This is a genomic window from Microvirga sp. (assembly GCF_014699075.1).
GTDB lineage: Bacteria > Pseudomonadota > Alphaproteobacteria > Rhizobiales > Beijerinckiaceae > Microvirga.
Window position 1 is genome coordinate 1 of sequence record NZ_JACXAB010000083.1, and the last position, 17,312, is coordinate 17,312.

Genomic DNA, 17,312 nt, shown 5'->3' on the forward strand with positions numbered 1-17,312 from the left:
TGCTCCTGGGCTCCTGGCTGCTCGAAGCAGCCATGCTACCTCACCGCGGGGTAGGAGCCGTCCACAGCATCAGGAGCCGACATTCATACTTCTCAGAGCCGCTGGTCTCGTTCGCTTACGCTTAAGGCCGTCGACGACGATCAAGGCGCAGCGATCAACGCAGTGCCATCACGAGCGATCACTTTCCCGCCCTTGAGTACCATTCTGCGTGGACGTCGGTCTACGACGGCCTCCGCCAGGGTTTCGCCGTCGAGCAGGACGAGATCCGCCTTGCAGCCGAGATCCAGGCCGTAATCATTGAGACCCATCATCCGCGCACCGCCAAAGGTGCAGGTGTCGAGCGCCAGAGCGACCTCATCGTCGCGCCGCAGATTGTTGCGCAGACCGACGAGAACGGCCCTCTCCAGCATGTCGGGATTGTTGTAGGGCCCCCAGGTGTCGCGTACGCCGTCAGTGCCCGCTGCGATCACGATGCCTGCCTCAACGAGCCGCTTGACGGCAGGGGCCGGTCTGGAGGCAGGAGCGGTCGTTAGAATGTGAATCTGTGCCTGAGCCAATGCGGTGATCAGCGCGGCCACATAATCCTGATCGGTCATGCCGAGGCAGAACGCATGGCTGATCGTCACCTTGCCCTGAAGGCCCAGAGCCTTCGTGCGTTCGATGATGAGCTCCATGGAGAACGCTCCCAGTTCAGCAGGCTCATGGAGGTGGATGTCGACCGGGACACCATATTTTTCCGCGAGGCCGAACACGACATCGAGGTGTCCCTTCGGATCGCGATCAATTCCAGCAGGGTCGAGCCCACCGACGACCTGGGCGCCGAGTTGAAGCGCTTTTTCCATGAGTTCGACGGTGCCGGGCCGGATGAGCATCCCGCTCTGCGGGAAGGCGACGAGTTCGATATCGACCACGTCCCGATAGCGCTCCCGCGTTTCTAGGACACCCTCGATGCCAGCAACACCGACCTCCGTATCCACATCGACATGGGTCCGAACGTGCGTCGTGCCGAGGGAGGCGGCGAGCACGGCCTGCCGGGCGGATTGGCGAGCGGGATCAATGCCAAGAACACGCCGCTGCATCCGCTCGTTCTCGATTTTGTCGATGAGGCCCGGCCCAACCTCATTGCGATACCAGCCCATGCCGAGAAGCGTCTTATCCATATGCGTATGGGCCTCGACGAGCCCAGGAATCAGGATGGCCCCGGCACCATCCAGGATCTCTGCACCCTCCCCGAAATCCTCGCTGTAGCCTGCGATCCGTCCTTCGCGGATCGTCACCGAGGTCGTCTCTCCGCCCATTGGGCGCACATTGCGGATCACCAAGCTATGCATCAGCATCCTCGCTTCTCAGATCTCATCCCTGGCGATAACGTAAGAACCAATTGCCGCCTCATAGTTTTTGTATACAATCTCGCATACAAACTACCAGCAAAATCTACCCTTTCTGAGCGATCTATTTTGTGGAACATAGTTCGTCCCCTGATCTCCCTTGCAATGTTCAATGAACGCTCCTGTCAGAAACCCTAAATCAGCCGCCGGCACCCGGAGCGATTCCGTTTACGCCGGACTTCGCCGCGCGATCATCGAGCAGGCACTCATGCCAGGGGACAAGCTGACTGAGGACGTCATCGGGGAGCGGTTCGGTGTAAGCCGGACAATCGTCCGGACCGTTCTCGCGCGGCTGCATGCCGAAGGTCTCGTTGACATGCAGCCAAACAAGGGCGCCACGATCGCACAGCCGAGCCTGTCAGAAGCACAGGATGTTTTCGAGGCGCGCATGTGCCTGGAGCGCCAAGTCCTTGTTCGACTTGCCGAAAGGGTCACAGACGACGACATTGAGCGCCTGCAAAAGCATGTCCACCTGGAAACAAAAGCTAGTGAGCACGATGGACCCGCTGCCATCCGCTTGGCGGGAGAATTTCATATTCTTTTGGCGTCCCTCTCCGGCAACAGTGTCCTTGCGCGTTATGTCGACGAGGTGGTTTCACGCTGCTCACTGATCCTAGCGCTCTACAGCCGGCCGCACTCGTCTGACTGCTCAATCAATGAGCATCAGCAGATTATCGACGCCCTCCGGGCCGGAAACAGCCAAGCTGCCATCGACGCCATGGATCACCACCTCAAGGCGGTCACGGACCGAGCACTTCTGTCTTCCACCTCCGACAAGCATCGCGACATCCGGTCAATTCTCGACCGCTACGCATCATAACAATTGGGCGTAAGCTCCTTCCGAACAGCAACATAGACGGATCCTCACGCGCCAGTTCCAGGGCTGAGCGCTGTTTCCGGCTAGCCATAATTGGCCAATGGCGGAATTGACGCCTCGGATTTTGTATGCAACTTTTCTTCAAATTGTATCCAATAATAAATCCACCCCAGAGGATCTTCGGAGGCCGAACATGAAAGCCAGACTTGTTGCCAGCCTGACCATCGCCACCGGCGCCCTGATGGGAGTGTCGGTAGAGGCCAAAACCCTGAGGTGGGCCTCACCCACGGACATCACCACGCTTGATCCCTATGCCCATACGGAGAGCTTCACGACCAGCATGCTGCACCACGTCTTCGATCCTTTGGTGCGCCGTAGCCGCACTCTGGAGCTGGAGCCCGCGCTGGCGGTGAGCTGGAAGACGGTGAAGCCGGACACCTGGCGCTTTGATCTGCGCCGGAGCGTAAAATTCCATAATGGCAACCCCTTCACCGCAGATGATGTGGTCGCCTCCATCAGCCGCATTCTCGATCCCAGCGCCCGGGCCCGCGGCAACCTCGCGACCGTGGTCAAGGCGGAAAAGGTCGACGACTTCACGGTCGACATCGTCACCAACGGCCCCTACCCGCTTCTTCTCAACGATCTGGCCGGCATCTACATTCTCGACAAGGAATGGATGGAAGGAAACGGCGCCCTGAAACCCGGCAACATCGCGACCGGCGTCACCACTGCAGCATCGACCGCAGCCATTGGCACAGGACCCTTCAAGGTCGAATCCTACAAGCCCGATGCCGGCACCACATTCGTGGTCAACCCCGACTGGTGGGACAAGCCCCAGCACAACCTCACCCGCATCGAGTTCAAGCCGGTCAAGTCGGACGCCACCCGCGTCGCCGCTCTCCTGTCGGGCGAGTTGGACCTGATCGCGCCCGCGCCTCTCCAGGATCTCCAGCGGATCTCCTCGTCCCAGGGCTTCAAGGTCATCGAGGAGCCGTCTCTGCGCCTGATCATGCTTTCGCTCAATTTCCGTCCCGAGCTGAAGGCGATGCCCGGACAGAAGAACCCGCTGCTCGACGTCAAGGTGCGCCAAGCCATGTGGCATGCCATCGACCTCGACACGATCAAGAAACGCGTGATGCGCGACAAGTCGCGCAATACCGGCACGCTCGTCGCCCCGCCCGTGCCCGGCTACGCAAAGGATAACGATACGCCGCTCGCTTATGACCAGAGCAAGGCGAAAGAGCTCCTCGCGGAGACCGGCTATCCGAACGGCTTCAAGACGAAGCTGAACTGCCCGAACGATCGCTACATCAACGACGAGCAGACCTGCGTCGCGATTGCATCCATGTGGGCGAAGGTCGGCATCCAGGCAGAACTCCAGACCGAATCCCGGGCGACATATTTCCCGCGCCAGGACCGCGGCGAGTTCGATGTATCCATGGTCGGCTGGGCGACCCTGCCGCCGATGGATGGGTTCAGCGTGCTCTCATCCCTGCTCACGGAGCAGAAGGACGGATATGGCGGCTCCAATGCCGGCAAATACAGCAATCCCAAGATCGAGGAGCTAACCCGCAAGGCCGCCGTCGAGCTCGATGAAGCCAAGCGCCGCGACATGCTCGCCGAGGCGCTCAAGGTCGCGCGCGATACGGTTGCCTACATTCCACTCCATCAGCAGCCCGTGGCCTGGGCTGTCCGAGACGGCGTCGAAGTCCCGCAGTTCCCGGACGAATACGTCCGCCTGTGGTTCGCCACCGTCAAGTAGACCCGCAACAGGAGACGAGCGGCTCGCCTGATTGCGGCGAGCCGCCGGGGAAACGCTCATGTTCAAAGTCCTCCTCTCCCGGCTGGGCCAAGCCGCCCTTGTCATGCTGGTCGTGTCGGCCGTGTCCTTCGTGATGTTCCGATATGTCGGCGACCCCGTAGCGACCATGTCACGCGAAAACGCCTCCGTAGAGGAGAAGGAGGAACTCCGGCGCTCCCTCGGTCTCGATCAGCCGCTGGTGGTGCAGTACGGCCGCTTCCTGACCCGCACCCTCAGCGGCGATCTCGGCATCAGCTACCGCAATCAGCGTCCCGTCACGGCCCTCATCGCCGAGCGACTTCCCGCAACGCTGGAACTCGTGATCGTTGCGACGATCCTGTCGCTCGCTCTCGGGATTCCACTCGGTGTGCTGTGTGCGCTCAAGCCGGATGGCGTCGCCGCGCGGCTGGTGCAAGCCCTCTCTCTCGTCGGCATCTCGACACCGACCTTCGTGACCGGCATCGTGCTCATCCTAGTTTTCGCCGTGTCTCTTGGCTGGCTACCCTCCTTCGGACGCGGCCAAGTGGTTGATCTCGGCTGGTGGTCGACGGGCTTTCTCACAATCAGCGGCCTGAAATCGTTCATCCTGCCGGGCATTACGCTCGCTCTCTACCAGCTCACACTCATCATGCGTCTGGTGCGAGCCGAGATGATCGACGTTTTGTCCAGCGATTACATCCGCTTCGCCAAGGCCCGTGGATTACCGACCCGCTATATCAACTTCCGGCTTGCCTTGAGAAACGCGCTCATGCCGGTCATCACGGTCACGGGCCTCCAGATCGGCTCGCTCATTGCCTTCGCCATCGTAACTGAAACAGTCTTCCAATGGCCGGGCATGGGCCTTCTCTTCATTCAGGCCGTGAGCTTCGTCGATATTCCCGTCATGGCGGCCTACCTGCTCTTCGTCGGTCTACTCTTCGTCCTCATCAACACCGTCGTCGACATTCTCTACGCCGTCGTCGATCCCCGTCTTCGCGCGAGGTCCGCATGAAAACGCTCGCTCCCACTCCTGGCCTGTTCATGCGACTGGGCGCCCCGCCCTCGGTGATCGTCGCTGGAACCCTGGCTTTGATCCTTGTGGCCTGCGCGTTGCTCGCTTCCTGGATCGCGCCTTACGACCCGACCGACCTGTCGTCGTTCGAGCTCATCAATGCCGAGTTGCCGCCTGCCTTCACGGCCGATGGCGATCCGAACTTTCTTCTCGGCACGGACAACCAGGGCCGCGATCTGCTCTCGGCTATGCTCTACGGCGCACGCGTCTCCATCGCCATCGGCGGCGGTGCGGTCCTGCTCGCAGCCACCCTCGGCGTCTCTCTGGGCCTGCTTGCCGGCTATTTCGGCGGCAAGGTCGATGCCTTGATCATGCGGATCGCCGATGTGATCTTGAGCTTTCCTACGATCTTGCTTGCGCTCTTGGTGAGCGGCATCGCGCGGGCGCTCATTCCCGGCGCGGCGACGGCGGAATGGGCGCCGATCATCCTGATCTGCGCCATCGCCATCCATGAATGGGTGCAATATGCCCGCACCGTGCGGGCCGCCACCATGGTCGAGACGGCGAAGGATTACGTCCGAGCGGCCAAAGTCATCGGGCTGCCGGCCCCGCGGATCATGTTGCGGCATATCCTGCCGAACGTGATGAGCCCGGTCCTGGTCATCTCCACCATCAATCTGGCGGCAGCCGTGCTCACTGAGGCAACCTTGTCTTTCCTCGGCGTTGGGATGCCTCCGACCTATCCGTCGCTCGGCACACTCATTCGGATCGGCAACGAGTTCGTCTTCTCAGGAGTCTGGTGGATTGCCCTCTTCCCGGCCCTTGCCCTTGTGATCCTTGTGCTTGCCGTCAACATCGTCGGCGACTGGCTTCGCGATCGCTTCAATCCCAAGCTGAGGGTGAAACGATGAACGCGCAATCCATTCCGGCTCTCGCCATCGACAGCCTGCGGGTCGAGTACCCGCTCGCCAATGGCAGCGTCTTCACCGCCGTCGAGAACGCGTCTCTCGTCATCCAACCAGGCGAGATCCATGCGCTGGTGGGGGAATCCGGCGCCGGGAAGACGACCATCGGCAACACGGTGATGGGGCTGCTCGAGAAGCCCGGACGCATTGCCGCCGGCAGCATCCATATCGACGGCAAGAAGTTCGATGCTGTCAAGAGTTCGGCAACCGGCATCGTGCTCGGCCGCGATGTCGGAGCCATCTTTCAGGATCCGATGACGAGTCTGAACCCACTCTTCACGGTAGAGAGCCAACTCACGGAAGCGATGCGCTTTCACCTCAAGCTTGACAAGGGATCTGCGCGGTCGCGCGCACTGGAACTCCTCGAATCCGTGGGAATCCCTGAGCCGAAGCGACGCCTCAAGGCCTATCCCCACCAATTGTCCGGCGGCCAGCGCCAGCGCGTCGTGATCGCGGCCGCCTTGTCATGCAATCCCAAGCTCGTGGTCGCGGACGAACCGACGACGGCGCTTGACGTCTCGGTACAGGCGCAGATCCTCAAGCTCCTCCGTGACCTGGCCGACAGCCGTGGCATCGGCATCCTGCTCGTCACGCACAATATGGGCGTCGTCGCCCAGATCGCCGACCATGTCACTATCATGCATCGGGGCAAGGTGGTCGAGACCGGGTCGACGGAAGAGGTTTTGCGTCGTCCCAAGGCAGCCTATGCCAGGGCGCTGATCGGCGCCGTCCCACGCATCGACCAGCGCCTCGACCGCTTCCCGGTCCTCGGCGACGAGGGGAAGGGGCGTGCGGAGACCGCCCGTGCGGAACTGCGCGCGAAGGCCGGGCGCTCTGAGGCCGATGCCGACGAGACCCCCATCCTCTCGATCGAGAACCTTTGTGTCGACTACACTACCAGTGGGTGGCTTCCGGGCTCGACAGGCCATCGCTTCCGCGCGGTTGACGACGTCTCCTTCTCCCTCCGGAGCGGCGAAGTGTTCGGGCTCGTCGGCGAATCCGGCTGCGGCAAGACTACAATCGCCAACGTCGTGTCGGGGCTTGTGCGCCCCAGTGCAGGCCGTGTGCTCTACCGGGGGCAGAGCATCGCTGGCGAAGGCGCGACCCGCCGGGTCGGGCCGCTGCGCCAAGCGATCCAAATGATCTTCCAGGATCCCTACTCCTCCCTCAACAGCCGGATGCGCATCGGCTCGATCCTATCGGAACCGATCCTCTTCTACCGTCTCGCCACCTCCCGCGCCGAGGCAGAGAGGGACGTTACGCGTCTGATCGAAGCCGTCGGCTTGGACGCGGATGCCTCCCAGCGCTTCCCGCATGCATTCTCGGGCGGTCAGAGGCAGCGCCTTTCGATCGCGCGTGCTCTCGGCGCACGACCCAAGCTGATCGTCTGCGATGAGCCGACCTCGTCCTTGGACGTGTCGGTGCAGGCTCAGATCCTGAACCTCCTGAAGGATTTGCGCGATGCCACTGGCCTGACCCTCCTGCTCATCAGCCACGACCTCGCCGTGGTGCGGCAGATGTGTGACCGCGTGGCCGTGATGCGACACGGACGGCTTCTCGAGCAGGCCGATTCCGAAACCCTCTTCGACAAGCCGCAGCATCCCTACACGCAGGAACTGCTGTCGCTTGTTCCGACCCTCGACCGCATCCGCGGCGAAACCCAAGCCGCCTGACCGACCGGAGTGTACCGCATGGCCGATATCATCATCACCAACGGCATTGTCGTGACGATGGACCCGCAGCGCCGGGTCATCGAAAACGGAGCCGTCGCCATCGAGAAGGACCGAATCGTCGCGGTCGGGACGACCGAGGAGGTCCTGGCTGCCCATCAGGCGCCCACGATGATCGACGCCAGCCGTAAGATCGTCATGCCGGGCCTGATCGATGGGCACGCCCATGCGGGCCACGGCCTTATCAAAACCATGGGTGGAGGTGACAGCAGCGCTTGGTACGAAGCCTGCCACCAAGCGTATACGGTGGCTTCGACACCCGAGTTCTGGCGCGCGGAATCGCGCCTCGCAGCGCTCGAGCGCCTACGCTTCGGCGTGACAACGGGAGTTTCCTTGCTGGGCGGTGGCGATACGATTCTTCGTACCGATGAGCCCATCTATGGTGATGCTCATTGTGAAGGCGTGCGAGAAGTCGGAACCCGTTCCGTCGTCGCCGTCGGCCCGACCCGCCCGCCCCATCCACGCACCTATGCACGCTTCGTCGAGGGAAAGGCGGTCGAACGTCCCGTGACGTTCGAGGAGCAGTTCGAGACATGTAAGACCCTCATCAAGACCTGGCACGGCAAACATGGCGGCCGCCTGAACATCGCGCTCATCACGCCAACCCTTCGCGCCGAACATGTCGAGGAGCTTGGACAGGAGAAGCTCGAGGAAGCCAGGCGCCAAGCCCGCATGACCGCAGATCTCGCTCGCGAGGCCGGCCTTGTCTTCACCCAGGACGGCCATACCAACGGCAGTGTCGCTTATGCCAACGAACTGGGCATCCTGGGACCGAACGCCCTTCTGTCGCATTCCACGAACCTGTCTCCGGAAGAGATCCGGATCGTGGCCGACACAGGAACGAACATTGCTCACAACCCGAGCGCGATCGCCTCGATTCTCGGCCGCTGTCCCGTCCCCGAACTCTTGGAGGCAGGTGCGAATGTCTGCCTCGGTTCCGATGCCACGGCCCCAGACCGTTCCGGCGACATGTTCCGGCACATGCAGCAATGCATGCATTACCATCGGACATACTTCAAGGACCCCACTTGGCTGCCGCCAGGGCGCGTACTGGAGATGTGCACCATCGACGGCGCAAAGGCGCTCGGGATGGAGAAGGATATCGGATCCCTTGAGGTCGGCAAGAAGGCGGATGTGGTGCTGCTAGACCTGAGGCGGCCACATCTCTACCCGTTCAACATGCCGGTCTTCCGGCTGATCTATTTCGCCAATGGCAACGATGTCGATACCGTCATCGTCGATGGCCGTATTGCCATGCAAGGTCGTAAAGCTGTCTTGGTTGATGAAGACGAGGTCCTCGACGAGGCTCAGCGCGAGACCGAAGCGATGCTCGACCGCACTGGGTTCCGTTACATGCTGGAAACCCCGAAGATGTTCTGGCGCCACGTGAGAGCGACCGACCAGATCGAAGGTTGATGGCCGAGGGCGGCGGGTCCAATCCGATCCTGCTGTCGCCAATCGACGCAACCACTGTGCCAACCGCCTCCAGGCGGTTGGAAGGGCAGATCATGCTGACTGTACGCGAGCGGAAGACCAACGAGGGGCAGACGCTGCGTGGCAGCACGCGGGCCGAATCCCTCCTCGTTGGCTTCGTTGTGGCCTGCGTCGTGGTGGCTGCGCTCAACCTTCGTCCTGCCCTCACCTCCACAGCGACAATGGTGGCCGAGATCCAAACGAGCCTGGGTCTCGGCGGGGTGTGGATTGGCGTTCTGACAACCATGCCAGTGCTATGCTTCGGCGCGTTTGGGCCGATCGCACCCTTCCTGTCCGCCAAGCTGGGCCTCGAACGGACCATCGCGGCTCTTCTCATGTGCCTTGCGGCGGGGCTTGCCCTTCGTGCGCTGCCAGTAAGTCTCGCACTGTTCACCGGTACCCTGGTGGCAGGAGCGGCCATTGGCATGGCGGGCGTACTCCTCCCGGTGGTGATCCGCCGACGCTTTCCCGGGCGGATCGGCTCGATGACGGGTCTTTACACGATGATTCTCAGCATCGGTGGAGCCAGTGCCGCGGGCCTGACGCCTATTATCGAAGGAGCGTGGCACTCTTGGACGCTGGCCTTGGCGAGCTGGAGCGCTCTTGCCTTTGCAGGCAGCATCATGTGGGCCGCCCTTGCCGCAGTCGAGCGACCCTCTATCAGTACGGCTAGCCTGCCGCGCTTCTCGCTTCTGGTGCGTGACCGTCTAGCCTGGTCTGTCACCGCCTTCATGGGGCTTCAGGCCGGGCTGGCCTTCATTGTGCTCGGCTGGCTGCCGACGCTGCTGCGCGATCGAGGGCTTGATATGCTTGACGCAGGCATCGTCACCTCCGTCTCGATCCTGTCGCAGACGGCCACCGCGCTGTTGGTGCCCTCGCTCGCGACGCGACGGGTGTCGGCACGCCTTCTGGTCGTGCTGGTTCTCCTGGCCACCTGCATGGGATTCCTGGGCCTGCTCTATGCGCCGCTCGCCTCCCGTCTCCTGTGGGCACTCGTCCTCGGCCTCGGCCAGGGCGGCCTGTTCGGACTTGCACTTCTGTTCGTCTCGCTGCGTTCTCCGAGCGCGGAGGTCACGGCGATGCTGTCGGGCATGTCGCAGAGCTTCGGCTATCTCGGCGCGTCCCTCTGCCCCTTCGCGGTCAGCTTGCTGCGTAGCAGCGGCGATTACCTCCTGGGGCCTGCTATCATGGTGGTCCTGATCACGTTGGCCTGCACTTGGGCCGGCCTCCGGGCGGCGGCGCCCGCTTATGTGCTTCCCCATCTCAGGAAGGACTGACGGAGGCGCCTCCTTCAGGTGTGGGCGGGCGCAGCATAAGCCGACACGTCCCGGGCGAGGACACGCCCAGCCCCCTTGGCACCAACGATACGTCCGCCCTCGGCCACGACTTGACCGCGCAGCAGTGTTGTCACCGGCCAACCGGTGACCTCGAATCCTTCCCAGGGCGTGTAGTCGGCCCCATGATGAAGGATCTCCTGGCGGATGATCTCACGGCGATCCGGATCCCACAGCACGATGTCCGCGTCGAAACCCACGCCAATGGAGCCCTTGCGCGGATAGAGGCCGTAGATCTTGGCGTGATTGGTGGCCGTCAGTTCCACGAAGCGGTTGAGGGAGATCCGGCCCTTGGAAACGCCTTCCGAGAACAGGATGGGCAGGCGGGTCTCGACGCCGGGAATGCCGTTCGGCACCCACCGGAAGGAGGATTTGCCATTCGGGTGGAGCTTGCCGGCTGGGCTATCATAGCGGAATGGACAATGATCTGACGAAAAGGTCTGGAACACACCGCTGCGCAGCCCTTCCCAGATGGCCGCCTGGCTCTCTACATCCCGTGGCGGAGGCGAGCAGACATACTTCGCACCGCTCATGTCCATGTCCGGACCCTGCAAGTCCTCGGCGGTGAGTGTGATGTATTGCGGACAGGTCTCGGCGTAGACCTTGAGGCCGCGGGACTGCGCCCAGCGAATCTGCTCCATGGCCTCTCGTCCCGACACATGCACGATCATGATCGGCACGTCGACAAGCTCCGCATGGCTGATTGCCCGATGGGTTGCTTCGCGCTCCACGATTTCGGGACGGGAGACCGCATGGTAATAGGGCGCAGTCCGGCCCGCCCTTTCGAGGCGCTCGGTCATGTACCGGATGGCATCATAGCCTTCGGCATGAACCATCACGAGGGCTCGCTCCCGGCGGGCAACCTCGAACACGTCGAGAAGCTCGCTGTCCTTCAGCACGAGATCGTCGTAGGTCATGAAAACCTTGAACGACGTATAGCCATCCTTGAGCAGCGCGGGGAGTTCCTGTCCCAGAACCTCGGGGGTCGGATCGGAAATGATCAGGTGGAAGGCCGTGTCGACATAGCACTCGTTCTCGGCCTTCTGCCGATACTCTTCTACACAGGCGCGCAGGGATGTGCCGCGCTGCTGGAGCGCGAAGGGAAGAACCGTTGTGTTTCCGCCAGCCGCAGCGGAGGCCGTGGCGGAGGCGAAGTCGTCCGCCATGACGACGCCGGGCCCGGAAGGCTGAGCGATGTGAACATGGCTGTCGATGCCCCCCGGGAGCACGAGCAGTCCGGTGGCGTCGATTTCTCTCGGAGCGCGAAGATTCTCACCCAGCACGACGATGCGTTCGCCCCTGACGCCAACGTCGCAGCGAAACGTGTCGGAGGCCGTGACAACGGTGCCGCCGCGAATTGCAAGATCGAGCTCCATCTCCGCCCTCCTCAGGCAAGCGCTCGGTCGAGGCTTGCTATCAGCCGATCAACTTCCTCAGGCGTATTGTAGTGCACCATGGAAACGCGCACCACGCCATTGCCGCCGGCAAGGCCCAGATGTTCGATCAGCCGCCGGGAGTGGAAATCACCGAAGCGGATGCCGATCCGGTCGGCTTCGGTCGAGCGCACGATTTCCTCCGAGTCGCGTCCATTGACCTTGAACGCGATGGTCGGCACGCGGTGCTGCGTGGCACTGTCGCGGCGCCCCACGATCCTCACATCGTTGCGGTCCCTCAGATAGGCTAGAAGCTTTTCTCCCAAAAGCGTTTCATGCGACGCGATCTTGTCGAAGGCGCGATCGATCGCGGCGCGGTCCCCCGTCGACCCGCCAAGGGCGTCGATGTAATCGACGATGCCAGCCGATCCCCAGGCTAGCTCATAGTTGGTATTGCCGGGCTCCAACTTCATCGGCACCTTCTCGCGGCCATAGAAATAGTGATAGAGCCCGTCGAGTTCGAGCAACTTCTCATACTTGCCGTACATCACCGCGAAGTGGGGGCCGTAGGTCTTGTAGAAGCTGAAGATGTAGTAATCGACATCGAGATCTCTCACGTTCACGGCCCGATGAGGTGCATAGGCAACGGCGTCGACGACGATTTCAGCGCCACGCTCGTGCACGCGGCGTGCGATCTCCTTGATTGGATTGATAGTGCCCAGAATATTCGAGGCATGGGTCACCGCCACGAGCCGGGTCCGCTCCGTCATAAGGCGATCCAGATCATCCAGGTTGATCTCGAAGCTCTCGCGGTTGATGGACCATTCCTTGATGACGATGCCACGCTTCTCCAGGGCGCGCCACGGACCGATATTCGACTCGTGGTCAAAATTCGTGACAACAATCTCGTCGCCGGGTTTGAGTCCGCTTTCCATGGCGCGAGCCAAAACCTGGGCGAGGACAGTGGTCGAGGGACCCAGCACGATCTCTTCCGCCCGCTCTGCCCCCAGCAGCCGCGCGATCTTGGCGCGGGCCTCTATTAATCGGCTCGTCGCCCGTTGGGAATGCTCGTAGCTGGCGCCGGTCTGCACACTCGTGGTCAGAAGATACTCCGAGATGCGCTCGGCCACATTGCGTAGGACCAGGGAGCCTCCCGCATTGTCGAAATAGGCGAACTCGTCCGCCAAGGCTGGAAACTGCGAGCGGACGAAGGTGAGATCGAGCGACATGGATGCACCTATTCTGCAGGAGGTTGGGGTGGGCCGACGACGAGCGGCTCTTGGAGGTGATGGAGAATGCAATCCTCGGAGGAGCCGCTTTCCCACATGAACATGAGGAAATCGCCGTCCGGGCCAATCGCAGCGATGGGAGCATGCCAGAGGTTGCGGGCATAATTGACGCCTTCCCCCCGACACCCGACGAACGCTTCGGCACGCTCGAGATCCGGCAGTCCCGCCTGGTCCTGCGGCGCGACGACGATCAGGAAGCACTCGGCCGAGAGAGAGACGAAGGTCTGAGACGACAAGGGATGCCGTTCGAAGGTCACGAGCGGCATCGGCAGCGGCCCGCCCTTGGCCCGGTAGACCGCGAGCACGGGATCGCCTTCGGGAGAGGCGCGCTCGAAACGGGTATCGGTGTCGAAGCGCAGCGCCCGGCCATCGTTCACCAAGCGGCTGCGATCGGAATCGAAGGACAGCACCTCGCCGAATGGGCGGAAGGCTGAAGGCGTCAGGCGTTTGGGAAGCAGGGTCAGCACGGATGAGTAAGCCTAATGGGACAGGACGGCCTGAAGGAAGCTTCTCAGGCGAGGATCGCGGGGCGCATTGAAGATTACGTCGGGAGGCCCCTCCTCGACGATCCGTCCCCCATCCATGAACACCACCCTGTCGGCAACCTTGCGGGCGAACCCCATTTCGTGGGTCACCACGACCATGGTCACACCCGTCTTGGCGAGTTGCTGCATCACATCCAGGACCTCACCCACCATTTCGGGGTCGAGTGCCGAGGTCGGCTCGTCGAAGAGCAGAACCTTCGGCTCCATGGCGAGCGCCCTGGCAATCCCAACTCGCTGCTGCTGCCCGCCGGAGAGTTGCGCCGGATACTTCGTCGCTTGATCCCCGAGCCCGACACGGGCCAGAAGGCGCTCGGCGCGATCCTCTGCCGCTGCCCACGACAGGCCGCGTACGCGAACGGGGCCGAGCGCGACGTTGCGGAGCACGGTCATATGCGGAAAAAGGTTGAAGCTCTGGAACACCATTCCCACCTCGGTGAGCACGGTGCTCTTGCGGCCGTGACCGACCTCTGCTCCGTCGACGATGATCTCACCGCCGTTGTGCTCCTCAAGCTGATTGATGCAGCGGATCAGCGTGGACTTGCCCGAGCCGGACGGACCGATGACGACGACGATCTCACCTTCTTTCACCTGGAGGTCAACGCCATGCAGCGCCTTGAAATGTCCGAACGACTTGACGACGTTCTTCATCTCGATAATCGGGCGCATCATCGTCCCCTCACCGCAAGTCGCTTTTCGAAAACCCCGACGAGACGCACGAGCGGCATCAAGATCAAGATATAGATGACGGCCGCACTGATGAGGGGCGTCGGGTTCGCCGCCAGCGCCTGCGCCTGCGTGGCCTGCTTGAGCAGATCGGGCATCGCCACCACGGATGCGAGAGCCGTGTCCTTCATCACGTTGATCGAGTTCGACGTGATCGGCGGGATCACGATCCGCAGTGCCTGTGGCAGCACCACGTCGCTCATGAGCCGCCAGGGGCTGAGGCCCAGGGCGCGGGCGGCCTCGAACTGGCCCTTCGGCACGGCCTCGATGCCGGCCCGGAAGATCTCAGCGGAATAGGCGGCAGACACGAGGCTCAACGCAGAGGCGGCGGCACCGAAGGAGGAAAGCCGCAGCCCGACGAAAGGCAGTGCATAGTAGATGACGACGAGCAGAACCAGGATCGGGATGGAGCGGAAGATGTCGATGTAGGCGACGGCGATCTGCCTCAGGGGTGAACTGGCATAGAGCCGGAGCAGCGCGAGAACCAAGCCGCCGATGAAGCCCAGGATGATGGCTGTCACTCCCAGGGTCAGTGTAGTGGTCAGGCCTGACAGCAGAAGCGGAAGGGTTTGGACGAAAACCTTCCAGTTCAGGAAGGTGTCGAAGATGGACATGACGGACAGCGCCTCAACATTCGTGGCCATGCCGAGCGTCCGGCACAGGTGCCGGACGCTCGGGGAGAGTTGCTCGTCAGAGCTTGGGCATCTCCATGACCTTGATGGTCGTCGAGTTCGGCTCGGCCTTGGCCCCGAACCACTGCTCGTGGATCTTCGCCAAAGTTCCGTCCTGCTTCATCTTCGTGATCTCGGCGTTGACCTTTTCCGCCAGCGGGCTGTTCTTGGCGAACATCATCGAATACTGCTCGCCGGTCGGGATCCGCTCCACCACCTGATAGATCGGCTTGTCCTTGATGTAGTACTGTACGGCCGGGATGTCGCTGACATAGCCGTCGATGCGGCCCGCTGCGAGGTCGAGCATCGCGGGAGCCAAGCCCTCGTAGCGGCGGATATCGGAGAATTTGTACTTCTGCTGGTTCTGAGTCGACCACATGTCACCGGTGGAACCGGTATCGACTGCGGCCACCTTGCTCGCCATCCCTTCTAGGTTTTTGATGCCTGAGTTGGCTCGCACCGCCAGCGACTGGTCGCTATCGTAATAAGGTTGGGCAAAGGATACCGACTCGAGACGCTTCTTGGTGATGGTGATCGAGGATACTGCGGCATCGACCTGTCCTGATTGTACCGCAGCAAACAGCCCGTTGAACGGAATGTTCACGAAGGACACGTTCATGTTGAGGCGTTTGCCGACTTCCTTGGCGAGGTCGACCTCGAATCCGACGATCTCGCCCTTCTCGTTCTGGAATTCCCACGGAACGTTACCGACGTTCGCTCCAACCTTCATATCGGCAGCATAGGCCATCGTCCCTGCTGACATGGCCAACACGGCGGTTAAAGTTGCGGCGAATGTGCCGCGCCGGGTGAATTTCGCTGACATCTGTTCCTCCATCCTGCCCACCGGACTCATCGCCGGCGATCAATTCTCTGCTGCCATCTGGTAGCCGGCTCTTTTGAGACTTGTGTAGACCGGTCATATCGGCCAAACTGGTCTTACCAATCTGACCAGTTGATCGTGCAGCTATCTTGACGCATGGTCAAGGCCAATGTGCCTCTGAGGTGATCAAAAATGAGGCCTGTAGGCACGACCCTATGCACCACGGGCTTTGAAGTGGGGACGGCAGATGACGAGTGATCCAGTGAACCTGTCGGAATTAGAACTCGCCGATCGCACTCCCGTGCCACGCGGCATTGTTGAACATATCCAGCGCCTGATCCTGAAGGGCGGCCTTAAGGCTGGCCAGCGTCTTCCGTCCCAGAGGGAACTGGCGGAGCAGCTCGGAGTAAGCCGGCCATCATTGCGAGAAGCGCTAACCGTTCTTGAAACGATGGGTCTTGTGGCGGTGCGGGCAGGCAGCGGAGTGTTCGTTGCGAAAGCCGATGCACGTAGGCCGCTGTGGCGCTACTCCGACCGCTGCACGCCCGCCGACGTCTATGAGGCGCGCTTGGGACTGGAAGGTTACGCGGCGAGGCTCGCAGCCGCTCGCATCGACGAGCCTGCCGAGGAACGCCTCAGGCGGTGCACGAACTCCATGCATGAGGCTCTCAAGGCAGACGACGTGATTAGCCTCGCCGTCAGTGACACGGAGTTCCACGATCTGATCTTTGAACTCTCCGGTAACCCTGTTCTCGCCGCCATGTACCGGCCAGTGCGTGAATTGCTCGTCGAAAGTCAACGACTTCCGATGGCCCAACTTGATCGCCTGAGTGAGACCGTCCGTGAGCACGAGGCCATTCTGGAGGGTATAGCCCGCCAAGATCCCGACACGGCCGAAGCAGCGATGCAAAGTCATATCCGCTCGGCTGCCGGCCGTTACGGCATCTCTCTCTGAGTTGTGTGCCGCTGAGGCCGGGGGCGACTTAGCGTCAGTCCAACAGCTAGATCCTGTCTGACGGCCTGATTGCGCAGGTACTGGCGCATGAAGGCGAGCTTCACCATTGCGGCGAAGTTGACCGCCAGCTTCTCGTGCCGGGTGGCAATGGATCGGCAGCCTTTCAGCCATCCGACACAGCGCTCAACCACGTTGCGTCTACGATAGAGATCAGGATCGAACGCTCGTGCGCAGCCCTTGCCCATGTTGCCGCCGGTGCGAGGTGGGATCACAGGTCGAATGTGACGGTTACGCAGATAGGTGAAGACAGGCCGGTAGCTGTAGGCCTTGTCGCCCGCCAGGTGCTTGGGCCGTGTGGTCTGTCGGCCGAACTGAGAAACTGACCCCCTGACGAAGCGAAGAACTGACCCCCTCCTTGGCAGAGGAGGAATAGATGT

16 protein-coding genes are annotated in these 17,312 nt (G+C 61.8%); 8 read left to right on the top strand and 8 right to left on the bottom strand.

Features of this window, described 5'->3' with window-relative positions:
• Nucleotides 1-140: 140 nt before the first annotated feature.
• A complete protein-coding gene (locus IC232_RS30740) occupies nt 141-1,331 on the bottom strand; it encodes an amidohydrolase family protein (RefSeq protein ID WP_190848762.1) in 1,191 nt (396 codons plus the stop codon).
• 169 nt (nt 1,332-1,500) lie between these two features.
• Here IC232_RS30740 and IC232_RS30745 point away from each other — a divergent pair, with 169 nt between their 5' ends.
• The 7 genes from IC232_RS30745 (at nt 1,501) to IC232_RS30775 (ending at nt 10,442) form a co-directional block, all read left to right on the top strand.
• Complete coding sequence (locus tag IC232_RS30745; protein WP_190848750.1) at nt 1,501-2,208, top strand: GntR family transcriptional regulator; 708 nt, start codon at nt 1,501-1,503, stop codon at nt 2,206-2,208.
• 190 nt (nt 2,209-2,398) lie between these two features.
• Nucleotides 2,399-3,967 (top strand): ABC transporter substrate-binding protein, encoded by a 1,569-nt coding sequence (locus IC232_RS30750; protein WP_190848751.1) that lies wholly within the window; start codon nt 2,399-2,401, stop codon nt 3,965-3,967.
• 58 nt (nt 3,968-4,025) lie between these two features.
• Entirely contained in the window at nt 4,026-4,997 is a 972-nt protein-coding gene (locus IC232_RS30755; protein WP_190848752.1) for an ABC transporter permease, read from the top strand.
• Nucleotides 4,994-5,908: an ABC transporter permease gene (locus IC232_RS30760; protein WP_190848753.1), complete on the top strand. Its 915-nt coding sequence runs from the start codon at nt 4,994-4,996 to the stop codon at nt 5,906-5,908. The genes IC232_RS30755 and IC232_RS30760 overlap by 4 nt, the downstream gene beginning before the upstream one ends.
• Nucleotides 5,905-7,635, top strand: a complete 1,731-nt coding sequence (locus tag IC232_RS30765) for a dipeptide ABC transporter ATP-binding protein (RefSeq protein ID WP_190848754.1) — start codon at nt 5,905-5,907, stop codon at nt 7,633-7,635. Before IC232_RS30760 ends, IC232_RS30765 begins: the two co-directional genes overlap by 4 nt.
• A gap of 18 nt (nt 7,636-7,653) precedes the next feature.
• Nucleotides 7,654-9,108 carry an amidohydrolase family protein gene (locus IC232_RS30770; RefSeq protein WP_190848755.1) on the top strand — a complete coding sequence of 485 codons (1,455 nt, stop codon included), beginning with the start codon at nt 7,654-7,656 and terminating at the stop codon, nt 9,106-9,108.
• A 92-nt stretch (nt 9,109-9,200) separates the two neighbouring features.
• Entirely contained in the window at nt 9,201-10,442 is a 1,242-nt protein-coding gene (locus IC232_RS30775) for an MFS transporter (protein ID WP_190848756.1), read from the top strand.
• 14 nt (nt 10,443-10,456) lie between these two features.
• On the opposite strand, the gene hydA is transcribed toward IC232_RS30775, so the two are convergent.
• The 6 genes from hydA to IC232_RS30805 all read right to left on the bottom strand — a co-directional run bounded on the left by hydA (nt 10,457) and on the right by IC232_RS30805 (nt 15,923).
• A complete protein-coding gene (gene hydA / locus IC232_RS30780; RefSeq protein ID WP_190848757.1) occupies nt 10,457-11,875 on the bottom strand; it encodes a dihydropyrimidinase in 1,419 nt (472 codons plus the stop codon).
• 11 nt (nt 11,876-11,886) lie between these two features.
• Nucleotides 11,887-13,101, bottom strand: coding sequence for a cysteine desulfurase-like protein (locus IC232_RS30785; protein WP_190848758.1), 1,215 nt, complete (start codon nt 13,099-13,101; stop codon nt 11,887-11,889).
• An 8-nt stretch (nt 13,102-13,109) separates the two neighbouring features.
• Nucleotides 13,110-13,628: an ureidoglycolate lyase gene (locus IC232_RS30790; protein ID WP_190848759.1), complete on the bottom strand. Its 519-nt coding sequence runs from the start codon at nt 13,626-13,628 to the stop codon at nt 13,110-13,112.
• A 12-nt stretch (nt 13,629-13,640) separates the two neighbouring features.
• Nucleotides 13,641-14,372, bottom strand: a complete 732-nt coding sequence (locus IC232_RS30795) for an amino acid ABC transporter ATP-binding protein (protein WP_210335561.1) — start codon at nt 14,370-14,372, stop codon at nt 13,641-13,643.
• Nucleotides 14,372-15,043 (bottom strand): amino acid ABC transporter permease, encoded by a 672-nt coding sequence (locus tag IC232_RS30800; RefSeq protein ID WP_190848763.1) that lies wholly within the window; start codon nt 15,041-15,043, stop codon nt 14,372-14,374. The genes IC232_RS30795 and IC232_RS30800 overlap by 1 nt, the downstream gene beginning before the upstream one ends.
• Nucleotides 15,044-15,119: 76 nt before the next feature.
• Complete coding sequence (locus IC232_RS30805; protein WP_210335560.1) at nt 15,120-15,923, bottom strand: transporter substrate-binding domain-containing protein; 804 nt, start codon at nt 15,921-15,923, stop codon at nt 15,120-15,122.
• Between the two features lie 244 nt (nt 15,924-16,167).
• Here IC232_RS30805 and IC232_RS30810 point away from each other — a divergent pair, with 244 nt between their 5' ends.
• A complete protein-coding gene (locus IC232_RS30810) occupies nt 16,168-16,875 on the top strand; it encodes a FadR/GntR family transcriptional regulator (protein WP_190848760.1) in 708 nt (235 codons plus the stop codon).
• Here IC232_RS30810 and IC232_RS30815 read toward each other — a convergent pair.
• Nucleotides 16,857-17,312: transposase (locus tag IC232_RS30815; protein ID WP_190848761.1), on the bottom strand; the 456-nt coding region annotated here is incomplete at its 5' end. The genes IC232_RS30810 and IC232_RS30815 overlap by 19 nt on opposite strands.